The organism is Amycolatopsis antarctica, from assembly GCF_002262875.1.
In the GTDB taxonomy this organism is placed as follows: Bacteria; Actinomycetota; Actinomycetes; order Mycobacteriales; family Pseudonocardiaceae; genus Amycolatopsis; species Amycolatopsis antarctica.
Map to the genome: position 1 here is coordinate 101,954 of NZ_NKYE01000009.1, position 15,390 is coordinate 117,343.

General features: G+C 70.5%; 1 protein-coding gene (running past one end of the window). It reads left to right on the forward strand.

Features of this window, described 5'->3' with window-relative positions:
• Nucleotides 1-15,390, forward strand: partial view of a hypothetical protein gene (locus tag CFN78_RS16445; protein WP_133116367.1) — the 5' portion only. It continues 15,210 nt past the right edge of the window; the window shows 15,390 of its 30,600 coding nt (coding positions 1-15,390); it begins with the start codon at nucleotides 1-3; its stop codon lies off the right edge, out of view.

Consider the following 15,390-nt stretch of genomic DNA (forward strand, 5'->3'; position numbering starts at 1 on the left):
GTGACCGACTTCTTGTCGACGGAAGCCGACGCGCCGGACGCGACGACAGTGGGCAAGCACGAGAGCCCGGCCGTCGAGGATCTGGTTTCGACGGCGGCGGCCATCCCCAACCGGGCAACCCCGGGCGAACGAGCCGACGAGCGGGAGGCGATCAGCGAGCCGAACTGGCCCAGCCAGCAGCCGGACGCCGCACGAGCCGGTGGCGACCGGACCCCGATCGACCTAAGCGGGTTGTCCCTGGAGTCGGGCGAACCGGCCCGACCGGTCTCCGTGGCGCACGGGTTCACCGCCTTGACCGACCTGCGCGGGCGCGTGATCGGTGCGGTGCGATCCACCCGCGGTGACAACCAGTTCGTGGTAGCTGCCCAGCGGATGTTGCGCAACCCGCCGGTCAGTCTCGCCGTCCGAGTCCGCGGCCCGAGGGGGGACCGCGAGAGACATCGACCGTTGCAGCCCGACGCCTTCTTCCTCGTCTTGGACGAGGACACGTCCATGGGCGCTCGCGCGCTCGCCGATGGTCTTGCCGCGCAGGCGAATCCGCCACTACGAGCATTTGGTTCCGTCGTGCTGATGCGCGCCGCCGCAGGCATCGACGCGGGGCCGTACGGATTTGCCAGGTCGTTCCAGCGGGCGTTGGCGCTCCTGCACGGCGTGAATTTGCCGGTGTACGCGCCTACCGAGTCCCTCGGACCGGATGGCGGCACGGTGCTGGAGCGCGGGCGGTGGCGTCGATTTGACCACGGGGCCGAGACGCGTGCCGAACAGGAGCGGCTGAGTTCGGTGTCGCAGCCCGGGCTGACCTGGCAGACGCAGCGGCTGGAAGGCCCGGACGGCCGTCGGTCCGGCCTGTTGTTCTACGCAGAGGCGGACTCACGCACGGCCGGGGTGGTCGATATCGCCTCTGGCTACCGGTATGGGCAGACGGGCGAGCCAGGGGGCCTGCGGTCCAACGCGTTGCTGGTGTTCGTGGACGTGGACGAGTACGGCAGGTTCTTGGTGCACACGCCTGCGGGCAGTGTCGTTCCTCAGCCGGGCGGGGCGTTCGCCGACATCGTGATGGAGCATGATCCGGATCCGGAGCGGATCTGGGACGCCATCGTTCTGGTCGCCCCGTACGCCGCCGACATCGCGAACTCCGGAGTCTCGGAGTTTGCCCACGTTTACCACACCGTCTACGGCAGGACGGTGGACGTCGTGGCGCCTTCCGGCCCGGTCGGCCTTGACGTCAACGCTGGCCGCATGGAACTGAGTGACACCGAATGGACGATGGTGTCCGCAACGCCTGCGAAGGCCGACGATCGGCGTCTGCGGGTTACTCCGGTGCACGACGCCGCGGGCCGACAAGTCGGCGCGTACCTGCACGTACACGGCGACTACGCCGTGTACGACGCTATGGTCCGATCGCGAGCGTCTGACGAAGTCCAGCCGTGGCGCACCATGCCCGGGTATCCGCCCCAAGCTGTCGTCGGGTACGCGGAAGCACGCCTTGACAGCATCGCGGAGCGACGCCGAGCGCCCTGGGTCAACGATCTCGGGACGGCCGACCCGTACACCGTCGCGTTCCGCGGTGACGTGGTGCGGTTGGAAGTGGTCGACTCAAACGGCACGTCGATCGCGCAGTTGACCGGCGGCAGTCTGGCCGGGCTGCTGCGTGAACGCGGGATGCTCTTTCACGCGGACGCCCGGAAGGCGCTGGCCCTGATTGCGGCCAACAGTCCTCGGATGGGTGGTGATCCGGAGTACGCGGAGGCGGCGCAGTTCCAACGGGCACTGGCGGGATATGGCATCGACCGTCCGGTCTATGTCGCCACGTCATACGCGCGGATCTCCAGCACACACAACGTCCGGCTGTTGTTCACCGGCCCCGGTGTCTTCCGTCGTATGCACGCCGCGGACGCCGACCGTGCCCGGCAGGCACGGCAGGGTCTCACGGTGGCTCGTGGGTTCCCTGACGCCGCCAGTCTGCGTACTACGGTCAGGTCCCTCGTCGCGCAACTGAACCCGACGGACCCGAACGTGTTCGGTTCCTATCTGGGGGAGGTCGGCTCGGTTCTCGGCGACTCCGACGTCGCCCGCCGTCTACCGGACATGCTGCGTTCCGGCGGAACCGTCGTCCGGCTGCAGGCCGTGCCACCTGATCCGCTGACCGACCTGGACCTCGTCGTCGAGGTCGTCGGAGTGGGTGCGCCGCGTCGTGCTCAGGCCGACCAGTCGCACAAGGTGAGCGAACACGAGCTGTGGTCACCACGCGGTACGCAGGAGACAGTCACGCTGACCGAGGGGGCCGGCGGACGCATCGTCCAGGCGCACGACGTGCGGTTCCGGGTCAGGATCGCGTCGGTCGGCGAGCAGGACAGACCGGTCCAGGTCCGGGAGGCCGAGGCGACGGTCCCGATGTGGCTGTCGCACGTCGAGCGGCGTGCGGACCCCGGCGAGTCCCCTCAGTTGCGATCCTCGACCGTGGTTGGCACCGAGGTCGCCGGGCTCTCCCCGTTGTTCGGTGCGTTGTCGATGGCGCTGGACCTGACCGATCCGACGGCTATTGCCGCGGTGAGCCACTGGCTGGCCGGGATGGAGTCCGGCAGGCGAGCACGCGACCTGCTCGAGGGCCACCCCGTCAGCGAACGTTTCGGGCCGCCTGAGCAGGCCAGTGGAACCATCAGGATGGCCTTCGCCCCGAACGTGAATCCGGAGCAGGGTGGTGCCGTGACGGCGGCGACCGCCACACGAACCAGCCACACGATGACCGGACACGACGGCGCACACGCCGTGGGCTGGGTCGGGCCGGTGGCCCTCGCACGGCACAGCCAGCGGTTTACCGCCATCTTCCATGTGACGCCGGTGGGTTCGGAGCAGTCACAGGAGTTGCGCGGGGCCGTCGAGGGCGTCGCCTGGCAGGCGGTCCGACGGCGCAGCTCCCCGCCCGCGCCTACCACCGTCATCGCGTCAGACCTCGATGCGCTACGGACCGAGGCCGCGTGGGTCCGAGCACACCACGTCGGCGTGGTGAGCAGCGTTGGTGTAGCGGAACGCGAACTGCGCAGAATCGTCGTATCGGCCCGAATGACGCCCGTTCAGGCCGAGACCGTCGTGCGTGAGCTCGCGGATGCGATGCCGCGGCTGGTCAACGCCGACGGGGTGGCGGTGGCGGTCGGCAACCTCCGGGTGATTCCGACGGTCATCCCGGCCGCGAGGCCGCACCAAGCGCCCGCGCGGGATGAGTTCGTCGCCTATACCGACGTCGCTCGGGCGACCAGAAGAAGGTTCGGGGCCCAGCGGTGGACCTACGACCTGACGGTAGACGTACTGGCCCCGGGAGGGACGGCCAGGATCACGGTGCCGGACGCGGTCGAGATCGTCGCGCCACGACGGCACGAGGTCGAGCCGTTGATCGTCGCCGAGGGCGAGCCAGGGTGGCCGAGCGGGTCGGCGCGGCCGGTCGACTCGCCGCCCCGGCCGCCAGCGGAATCCTCGGGCGTGGATGTCCGCCGCGCCGACGGCGAACGGGTGCTGGCCGACGAGTCCTGGCGGCACAGTGACCGGACCGTCGACGACCCGGCGGCGGCGTGGGCACGGCACCCGCGGCCGGTGGACCCGGCGCGGATAGACGATGTGCGCGACCTGATGGAGCCAGCCCGGCACACCGCCGAGGCGGGCGGACTGCGCGACGACAGCGAGATCCAGGTCACCACGGACGGTGCCCGCCCGCGGCTGCGGCTCCGAGGCTGGCGAAGCCCGGTGGCTTTCGAGGTACGCAGGCTGGAGTTCCCCGGCCAGGGCGATGAGCCGGGCACGGTCGTGCAGGACCGCACCTTCCGACTGTATGTACACAACCCCGACCGCCTCGACCTCACGACGTTCCGGGACGCGGCCCGCGAAGGCGCCGCCCGGATCTGGAACAACGGCTATGCGCTGCCGCGCGGCGACCAGTTGAACGTCCACATCGCGTTCACCGACGACCCCGACGAGGCGACCGGAACCATCACCGCCACGCGGCCCGGCACGGCGGTCAGCCAGACCCGGATTCCGGTCGACGCCACGCCGGCGCAGTTCGCGCACGAGATCGCCGGGCACTTCGGCGGACTGGACGACACGTACCTCGTCGCCCGGCCGGACGCGCCCGTCTTCCAGCACAGCAGAGGCAGGGTCGTCCGTCACCTCGACGGCGAGGTCGAGGTCGTCGGCCGGGGCCGCGTCGTGGACGATCGGGGGATCATGGGCGCGCGGGCCGGTCACCCGAGCGCCGCGGTCACCCCGGCGAACCTCTGGCTGCTGGACAAGCGCGGCCCCAGTCCTCAGTTCATCCGGCCCACGGTGATTGACCCGGACACCGGTCTGCCGGGCGAGCAGCCGGTGAACCCCAACGGCGGCGGCTCCCTCCGTTCAGCGCATGCCGCCGATCTGGTCGAAGACGGTCCCGAATGGCCCGGCGACGCTGTCGGCACCGTGCTGCTCGACGCCGACGGACGGCTGCACGGGGTGCATTTCTACCCGCCGGACAGCCGTGCGGCCCATGCGGCACGCAACCACTCCGTCACGTCGTCCGAGTCGATCTACGTGTTCGCGGGCGAGCACCACCTGGGGTTCGCGGTCCACGGGCCGGACGGGATGGTTGGCCAGGACGGCGCGCGGTTCGCGCACACCGTCATGGCCGCGCTGCCCAGTGGCGCCGGCGGCCGGCCGCTGGCGCTGGTCGTTCAGCGCGCAGGCACCGGCCGCGACGCCGTCCTTCCGTCGCCGGCGGAGGATTTCCAACGGACGCTGGCGACGTTCTACGCCGACGACCGGCAGGTTTCGGCGCTTGACGACTTTGACGTGTGGCAGTCGTTCTCGCAGAGATTCCCCGAGAGCGGGGCCGCGGTCTCGCCGCTGTACGCGCGAGGCAGGGCGGCGGGAGCCGTCTATCACGGCCGCGGTGCGGTGGCAGACCGGGTCGCCGCGATGCGCCTGGTGCAGGCCGCACCGAGCCGGCTGATGACCTTCGCGGACGGCGACAGCGGTGAGTCGGAGGTGACTGCCGCGCCCTGGGGCCCGGGCGATGATGCGTTCTTCGTCTTCGTGCAGGCCGAACGTCCGGCCCGGCAGGGGCTCGTCGCGCCAGGCGCGGTCGTCGCGAGGCACATCGATCGAGTGGCTGGTGCGACGATCGCCGAGCGGGGTTCGGTCGTGCTGTGGCACGACAGCCCCGACGGGTACCAGGCGGTCCGGTCCTTCGCCGGGGACTTCCAGCGCGAACTCGATCGGCTTACCCGCCGCAACCGTCCGGTGTACGCGCCATCGAGCGGGGCGCGGTTGACAGTGCGCCACGGTACGGGCGGTGCCGCAGCCGTCATCGACGGTGGCGGCATCATCCGCAGGTTCGACCACCGTGCCGAGGACCAGGCGCTGAGTGCTCGTGAAGCCGCCTTCTTCGCCGACAACGCCTCGACTGGCAGGCGAGACTGGGAACTGCGCACGCGGCTCGGGTGGTTCGTCGGGTACCGGCTGCAAGCGCCGGACCACGAACGTGACGCACGCCTGATTCGCTACGTGTCTTCCGTCTCGGGCTTGGCGGTGTTCGCCGACGTGGACGATCACGGCAGGTTCCTTTTCGACACCCCACTCGGCACGGCGGTGTACACCGGGACAGAACTGGCGACCTTCGTCGTCCGGCAGGTCCGTCAACGGCACGCGCTCAACATCCCTCAGCGGATCTACCTGGTCGCTTCCCGCTCAGCCCGTCTGGACCATGGCGGCGCCACGCAGTTCGCCACGACGCTGCAGGGGGTCTTCGGCTGGGATGTCCCGGTCATGGCGCCGACCGGTGTGGTGCCGACGGACGGCAACGGTTCGACGGGGCTCTCGTTCGACGACGGCGGGTGGGCGAGCGTCCTGCCTGCGGAGACGGACCCACGCCGGTGGTTCCCGGTGGCCATGCACAACGCGGCGGGCCGGGTGGTCGGCGTTCTCCTGACCGCCTACCGCCAGGCGGGAAGCTCCGACTTCCTCGGCGAGGTCGGTGGGGGACACTGGCCGCCGACCCGCGGCCCGGAGGTCGAGACGACGTTCGGCAGTTCCCTGCGGCACGACTTGTCGAACCATCGTTTCGACCGCGGGAAGCAGGCGCGCTGGGTCGACTCATCCGGCAGGCCGAACACGTTCTTCGTCGACGTCCACGGGACGGGGGGCACGCATTTCACCGTGCCGGGCTCCGGGCGGTGGACCGGCCAGGACCTCAGCAGAGTCCTGGCCGACCAGGGATGGCTCGGGCATCTCGCGAACTTTCCGTCGGTCACCTTGCTCGCGTGTGGTGTGGGCGGGCTGAGGGCAGATTCGGCTGCACGGACCTTCGCGGAGGCCATCAGGTCGATGGGGCTCAGTCGACGGGTCCACGCGGCGGACACCTACGTGGCGATGATGCCGACAGTGCGGATACCGTTCACGTCGGTCAAGACCGCCACCTTCGCGGTAGGCCCCTCGGCCCCTGGGTCGTTCCGCACGTTCGATCCGCAGGGCGCCGAGGAAAGGGCGACCGCTGACCTGGTGCGGCCGTCGCCGGTGGGAACCGTCGACGCGTCGCCTCTTCGTCGCGAACTGGCCGCGGTGCTCGACGACGGCCGGGGATGGCAGGCGCGCGTACCGGTCAGCGAGGTCTTCTCCGATGCCGCGGTCACGGCGTCGTTCGACCGCATTCTCGACTACGGCGGCTACGTGGTGCTGCTGGGTGGAGCGAACCGTGTGCCGAGGGCCCAAGTGCAGGTCGCGATCGTGCAGATGCGCGCGATGGGCGATGGCCAGACACAGGCGATGGTGCGATTCCGGGTTCGGTGGCCGGACGGGACGCCGAGTACGTCACGCGTCGTCGACGGCGAAGCCGACCTCGTGGTCCGCTTCGAACGGCCTCGCTCAGGCGCCGTGCGGAGTGTCCCGGTGCCTGGGCCTGCCGGCTGGGCGTCCGCGCGGATCACCGGTTGGGCGGCGCTGCCGGAACGGCTCCTGTCGGATCGGAGCGACGCGAACGACGCCGCGCTGACGCGCCGGGTCGTGCGGTGGGTCGAGTCGCTTGGCGCCGGGGAGCCCGCGACGGCACTCGTCGGCGGCGCCGAACGCGTCACGCGCCTGACCGGTCGCCATGCCGACATCACAGCCACCGTCGCACTGACCCTCGGTCCGAACGCCTGGGGTGTGACGTTGCCAGGCGGGGAGGTCCACGGCGGGCGGACCCTCGGCGGCGAGCACGACATCGTGTGGAGGCGGGCGGACAGGCATCGGCGAGTCGTCTACGGAACGGCCACGGTGCACGTACGGCCCACGTCGCAGCCCGATGTGCAGCCGCGGCGTATCACCATCGACGTCGTGGTCGCCGCGGACGCGGCCGTACCACCTGCGAGGTCCGTACGGGAGGTCTCCGACGCCGAGGCCGAATGGGTGCGCGACGCGCAGATGGGCGTCGCGGTCGGCGCAGGTCATCTGGACACGGTCCGGCAGACGGCCGTGGACCTGCTGGCCGAAGCCGGGCTCTCGCGCCCGGCCGTGACCGCGTTCGAGCAGGAGTTCGCGGCACGGCGGTCGCGGCTGCGGCCGCTGGATTCGCGCTCGGTGGAGTTGCCGGTGTCGTGGGACGGCGGCGAGGCGACAGTGGTGATCGGCGCGACGGCGACCCCGGCGACCGCTGCGTACCGCGGCGAGTTCGCCGAGGACCGGATCGTCCTCACCCCACGGTTCGGCGACCCGGTCGAGCTTCCCGCGCATCGGTGGGCATTCGACCTGTACCTGCGCGTCCGGCTCGAGACGGCCAGCGCGGCGCCGGTCGACCGCATCGTGTCGCTGACCGACGTTATGTTCGCCGCACCGCGTCGTGACAAGGCACGCGATGCGGGGCTGGACCCGCTCGCGCGCGCGAACCCGATCCTCATCCCGCGGTCCGAAGCAGCCGCCGTGCACAGCATGTCGTCAACCGACGAACCGGACGTCGAGATCGACGCGGACGCGGCATCTTTGACAGCGGTCTCGATCACGTCCAGCGCCATGGAGCTGGCCGAGGACCTGGTCGCGACACCCGTACCGATCGATGGCATCACGGGCGTCCTGATCCGTGACGACGACGGCCTGCTGCGGGGTGTGCACTTCCACCCGCCGACCAGTGCGGAGGCCGAGGCGGCGCGGCAGGCCGCGACGGGCGAGTCCACCGACCCGGACGAGCCGATCCTGGTCTTCGCGGGTGAGGACGACGTCGGATTCGCCGTGACGGGGCCGGACGGGACGGTACGGCAGACCGGCGCGCGGTTCGCGCATGTCGTAATCGGTGCGCTCGGCGTCGAAGGCGGCGGTTCGCGGCCGGTGGTGTTGGCCGTCCCCCGCGCCGCCGAGACCCGCCAGGGCATGCCCTACTCGCCCGCCGAAGAGTTCCAACGAACGCTGACGACGTTCTACGCCGACGACCGACTGGTACTGGCGACGACCGCGGTCACCGTATCGGCGGACGACACGGAGTCGTGGCGGACGTTCGACGTGCCGATGGCCGCCCATGCCGTCGCCTTCTCACGGCTGTACGCCAACGGCCGACTGGCTGGCGCGGTGTACCACGGTCGCGAAGGCGTGGCGGACCGGCTGCGGGCGATGCGCCTGGTCGAGGCCGAGCCAGGACGGGTCATGACCCACGTCGGTGACGGCACCGGCCCGGTGACGGAGCAGGCCGCGCCGTGGGGTTCCGGGAGCGCGGCGTTCTTCGTGTTCGTCCAGACCCCGCTGCCCGCGCGGGAGTCGCGGGCCGCGTCCGGCGCGCAGCTGGCAGATCTGATGCACACAGCAGGTTTCGGGGAGTACGACGACACGGTTGACTCCGTGGTCCTGTGGCGGGACAGCCCCGACGGGTACCGGCAGGTGGATACGTTCGCGGGTGCGTTCCAGCGGCGTCTCGGAGACCTCGGCGGCCGCGACCTGCCGGTGTTCGCGCCGTCCTCGGGCGCCCGGCTACAGGTCGTCGACGGCGTCGACGGGACCTCCTCCGTCGTCGTGCACGGCGGCGGCACAGTGCGTCGGTTCGACCAGGTGGCGGAGGAACAGGCGCTGCTCGCCAGGGAGGCGGCGCTGTTCCCGGTGGACCGACCGGTCGGTGACCCCGACTGGGAACTGTTCGATGCCGGGGGACACCTGCGTGCCCATCGGCTGTGGGCACCGGATGCCGAGCTGGACGCACGTCTGGTGCGCTATGCGGTGGGCGAGCCGCTGGCCTTGCACGTCTTCGCCGATGTCGACCCGCACGGCCGATTCCTGGTCGTGACGCCGAGCGGCACGGCCGCATACACCGGCACCGAACTGGCGATGTTCGTCCAGGACCGGTTGGGAAGCTTCGTCGTGGACCGGGTTCGTCTCGTCGCGTCCCGCTCTGCTCGTCCCGACCAGGGCGGGGCCCTGGAGTTCGCGAGTCAGCTCGACGCGGTGCTCGGTTGGGACGTCGAGGTGCTCGCGCCGACGGGCGTCGTGCGGCTGCCCCGGTCGGACGCCGACACGGTCTCCGTCGACGACGGCGAGTGGGAGGTGATGCGTCCGGCCAGAAGCAGCTCGGACGAGCGTACGGACGAGTTGTTCACGGTACCGCTGACTACCTCGGCAGGCCGGGTTGTCGGTGTCGCGCTGACCGGCCGCCGGGATCAGGTCACGCGGCTCGCCCTCGAAACGACAGGCGCGGGCCGATGGCCCCCGAACTCCCGGCTCGAGCGATCCTCGGTCATACACGGTGAAGCCGCGCTCAGCCAGCGGCAGGCGCGATGGGTCGACGCCCTCGGCAGAGTCGACACCTTCTTCGTCGTCGTGCACGGCAACGCCAGCCGCGTCAGCGGCTCCGCGAACTGGACCGGCGATCAGTTCGCCCGGGTGCTCGCCAATATGGGGTGGTTGACTCAGGCCGCGCGGTTCTCGTCGATGACCCTGCTCGCATGCTCCACGGGAGCACTGGACACCCCCGGGTCGGTAGCCGTGTCGTTCAGCACCGCGCTGCACGAACTGGGGCTCGACCGCCGAGTGCACGCGCCGAGCACCGTCTTCTCGATGGGACCGGACTTCTGGGGGCCGGAAGCGCCGGGCGTTCTGCGCACCTTCCACCCGTCGGCGTTGACCACGGCGAACCGTGCCAGAGTGGACCTTCCTGCACTGGTGGAGCCGATGAATGCCGCCCCGGTGCGCCGCGAACTCGGCGAACTGCTGTCCGGCATCGACGGTGCGGACAGCCTTCGGCCCGACTGGCTGGCAGCCTTCTCCGACGAGGCAATGACGGCGGCCTTCGACCAGCTGCTGGACGTGGACGGACGTCTGGTGCGGCTCGGCGGGCAAGACGGCGTGCCACGGGCTGAGGTCCTCGCCACCATGCGGTTGCTCCGGGACCTGGGGACAGGCCGGTACGAGGCCACCTACCAGCTGACCGTCCGATGGCCGGATCTGCCACCAGATGCGACCCGTATCGTCGAAGGCGAGGCGGATGTGCCGGTGCGGCTCAGCTGGCCGACGCCGGCCGCGCCCGGCGGCGTTCCACCGGACGACGACGGCTGGACGTCCGCACGGATCATCGGCTTGACACGGCTACGCGGCCTGCTGCTGAACGCCGAGTCCGACCAATACCAGCCGGCGTTGACCCAGCAGGTCGACAACTGGATCGACGGCCTGCGCTCCACCGATTCCGGCCGAGCGCTGGTCAGCGGTCTGTCTCGGCAAACCACGTTGGCCGGACAGGACCTGACCGATGTCATCGTTCGGCTTCGGCTGTCCGGCGATTCTGAACTATTCGCGGAGCAGGGCGCCGAGTCCGTCAGCGGAACGGCCTTCGACGGCCGCCACCAGGTCGTCTGGCAACGACCAGGCAGGCGACGGCTGTACGTCGACGGGACGGTCGAGCTGGAGATGACGTCCTTCCTGCGCGACGGCCCGCCGCAACACGAAAGCGTCCCGGTGCGCGCCCTCTTCGAGCGAGCCGCGCCGACGCGCACCTGGCAGGTGAGCGGTGCCGAGGCGCGCGCCGAAGCCGAGTGGCTCCGGGACGTCGGTCTCGGTATCGCGGAGAGTTCGGTGCACGTCGACGACATCTGGGACGCGGTGGTAGCGGCGAGCGACGAAGCCGGACTCCCACCCGAGGCCATCGCGGAGTTCGAGGAGGGATTCACGACTGCGTCCCGGTCGATCCTGCGGCTGCCGGGGGTCGGCCCCGTGGCGGAGTTCCCGCTGTCCCGCAGTGGCACCGAGGCGGCTGTCGTCGTCTGGGCGAGCCTGATCCCGGCGAACGAGCCGCATCGTGGCGCCCTCGCCGAGGATCAGGTGATGGTCACGCCGCCCAGCGGTCAGGTCATGTCGCTGGCCGCGCACCGGTGGGCTTACGACCTTCACGCGACGGTCACCGTCACCACCGCCGTAGGCGCCAGGCACGAGCGGACGGTGCGGGCTAGCGAGGTCATGGTCGTCGGGCCACGGCGTGCGGACGCCGGGGTCGCCGGGCTGTTCCTCAACGACCCGCGCACGGTGCTGCGACCGGTCGACGGCATCACCGGCGAGTTGGTCCGCGACTCCGACGGCCGGGTGCGCGGGGTTCACTTCCACCGTCCCGACAGTCGGTACGCCGAGGACGCGCGGTCGCGCGCGCTCGCATCATGGCCGGGGCTCGACGACCCCATCCTGGTGTTCGCGGACCTGTCCGACGGCAACTTCGTGGTCGCCGGGCCTGCGGGCCCGGTCCGGCAGGACGGCGCACAGTTCGCGCACACCGTCATCGGGACGCTGGCCGACGACCGTGGCGACCGGCCGTTCGTGCTGGCGGTTCCTGGTGCCGCAGGCTTGCCCGCCGTGTGGTTCCAATGGACCCTGACGTCGTTCTATGCCGACGACCGTCTGGTGCTGGCGACCTCGTCGGACACCGTCTCCCCGGCGAACCTCGAGTCCTGGCACAGAATGGAACGCCGACTCCCGGACGGATCCGACGCGGTGTCGCCCCTGTTCGCTCGCGGCCGGATATCAGGCGTGGTGTATCACGGTCGCGACGGCGTGCAGGACCGACTGCGCGCTATGCGGCTGGTGGAGGCGGAGCCGCGGCGGCTGCTGACCCTCGAGGGCGAGACTGGATCACCCGCGGCGGACAATCCTGTGCCGTGGGGTGGCGCGGACGAGGCGTTCTTCGTCTTTGTCCAGACCGATCGGCCCGCAGCACACGGACCGATGGGACCCGGTGCGGTGCTTGCCGATCGCCTGGGACCGGTCATCCCGCCCACGCGAGACGTCGTCCTGTGGCAGGACAGCTCGGACGGCTACCGGGTGCCCGATTCCTTCACCGCTCAGTTCCAGCAGGCTCTGAGCGAGTCCGCCGAGCGGAACGTGCCCGTGTTCGCGCCGTCCAGTGGCGCCCAGCTCGGGGTCCACGTCGGTGCGGGCGGTCCGGCGATGGTCGTTCACGACGGCGGCACGGTACGCCGGTTCGACCACGCCGAGGAACGGCTGGCCGTCGCTGCCCGCATGGCGGCGCCGCCGTTGGCTGTCGAACCGGACTGGGCGTTGCGGACCCCTGACGGGCGGCTGGTCGGACTGCGGTTGTCCGGGCCGCATGCCCGGAGCGACGCTTGGCGAATCCACTACGCGGCAACAGGACCGGTGCAGCCAACGCTGTATGTGTTCGCCGACGTGGACACCCACGGGCGTTTCCTGGTCCGGGCCCCCGGCGGCTTGTTCGCGTACTCGGGCAGCGAACTGGCCACGGTGGTGCACCTCGCGCACCGCCAGGAGACCGGAGACGCCGCAGGGGAGTCGGTGCGCGGGATTCGTCTCGTCGCATCCTGGTCGGGCAGGCCTGACCACGGTGGCGCCGCGGAGTTCGCCGGGAAGCTCGACCGGGACTTCGGGTGGGACGCCGAGGTGTTCGCCCCGACCGGACGGGTGGTGCTCGGCGAGTCAGGCGTCGACGTCCGGGGTGGCCGCTGGGAGGCCGTTCGCCCGGTACTGCCCAGGGTCGGAGTCGACCGGATCTGGCTGGACGCCGTGCCGCTGCACGACAGGTACGGCCGCGTCGTGGGCGTGAACCTGTCGGTGGACCGTGACCACGTCGTGGTGAACTCGCTCAGCGAGTCGAGGCGAGGGCACGCCACGTTCGAGCCGGACGAGGGAGCGGTTGTCCGTCATTGGTCGAAGCCCCGATGGGTCAACCGGCTGGGCAGCGACGACACCTTCTTCGTCGCGATCCACGGACGTCCACTGAACTTCGTTGTGAACAGTGCGGCGATCCATATGACACCGGAGCAACTCGCGCTGCTCCTGCACGATCACGGCTGGCTGCGGCAGGCCGCGAACCATTCGTCGATCACGCTGCTGGCCTCCGCAACCGGTGCGGTGGAGACACCGGTCTCGGCGGCCGAAGTGTTCGCCAGGGCGGTACGGCGACATGGCCTCGACCGGCCGGTGTTCGCTCCGACCACGGAGTTCGTTGTCACAGACGAGAGTTGGGGGGTGGACGGGCCCGGGAGATTCCGCACCGTCGACCCGTCCGGGTACGAGTTGGCACGCAGAGCCGTGCTGGAACGGCCATTGGTCACCGCCACGGTCGACGCCGCACCGCTGCGCCAGGAGATCGCTGACCTCCTAGCGCGCGGCGCGACTGGGGCCAGCCTTGCCGAGCTACGTCGTCAGGCCGACGCTCTTTTTTCCGATCACACCATGAGCGGGCAGGCCGGATACGTCCACGACCGTGGCGGCACCCCGGTTCAGCTGGGCGGCGGCGCAGTTGCACCGCGGGCCGAGGTCACGGTCAAGGTGATCGCGCTGCGGTCGATCGGTGACGACCGGTACGAGACGACGTATCAGATCGATCTCCGGTGGCCGGACCAGCCACGGGACGCGCCCCGGGTCCTGGTCGGGGAGGCCGACCTGGTGATACGGCTCGAGTCCGACTGGCAAAGCAGGACTCGTCAGTGGCAGGCGCCCTGGGCGCCGCACCAGTGGGGGCGCGTATGGCTGCACGGAGCGCCTTCCCTGCACCGCACCCTCCTTCTCGGAGGCGCGCTCGGCGACCGTGACCGGAACAACCCGCAACTGACCGACCAGGTCGAGCGCTCGGTCCAGACGACGTTCACCGGGGACGCCGCGCGGGACCTGGTCAACGGGCAGTCACGGACCATCCCGATCGGCGGGCCGCAGTCCGGCATCACGGCAGCGGTCACGGCGGAGCTGGACCAGGACGCGACGCAGGTGCGAGTCGACGCCGAGGACATCCCACTCGGACGCACTGTCGGTGCGGTGTACGGCGTCATCCTCCGCACCCGTGAACAACGGCGGCAGTACGTTTTCGGGTCCGTCAGAGTCACGTTGACGGACCAAGCCACGTGGGGTCAGCAGGTTCCGGTGATCGCTGTTCTCGAGGACGCGATGGTCCAGACTGTCGGCGAGCCGGCGGTCAGTACCGATGTCGACGAACTGCGCTCCGAAGCGGAGTGGGTGCGGGACGCCTCGGTCGGCTCATGGATGAGTGACGAGGCGTATCAAGCCGTCCGGCTGCTCGCCACGACCGCGCTGGTGAGAGCAGGCCACCCGGACCTGACGGGCGGTTCGTTCAACGAGATGTTCGCGGCTGCCTGGACGATGCGAGGTCCACGCAGGATCGAGCCGGAGTTCACCCTGCCACTGCTCGACGGGCGGATATCAGTGGTCGTCGAGTCTCGACTGGTACCCGCCGCGATGCCCTATCGGGGCCCGGTAGAGCAGCGCCAGTTCTTGCTCACCAGTACGGAGGGACCGTCGTCCGACCCCTTCCCCGCGCACCGCTGGGCGTACGACTTCGACGCAACCGTCACCGTCACGTCGCCGACCATGCTGCCGGGCATCGAGTCCGTCGCGCTGCCGGATCTGCTGGTGGCTGGACCGCGCCGGGCATCGGTGCGGCGGGCCGGCTTCGACCCGCTGCCGGACGACGGCCAGGAGCCGCAGGACGGGCCCAGACTTCACCGGCGCTCGACCGCGTCAGGCACCCCCTCCGCAACCTGGCACGACAGGGGCCCGACCGACGTGCCGGGCACCTTGGCGCCGTCGGGGCTGGGCGAGTCCGCGCCCCAGGTCGCGCGACGGCCGATCGGCGGGGTGACCGGCGAGCTGCTGTTCGATTCCGACGGACGACTGCGCGGCATCCACTTCCACCCGCAGGGAAGCACGCGGGCTGCGCAAGCGCGGTGGCTGGCTGTAGGTGGCTGGCCGGGCGTGGCCGACGATGAGATCCTGGTCTTCGCAGACGAACACGAGATCGGGTTCGCCGTCCACGGGCCCGATGGCGTGATCGGTCAGCACGGTGCGGAGTTCGCACACACCGTCCAGGGCGCTCTGCCCGCCGACCATCGCGGGACGGGCTACGTCCTGGTGACGCCTGATGCCGCCACACCACGGCGGCAGGGCTCG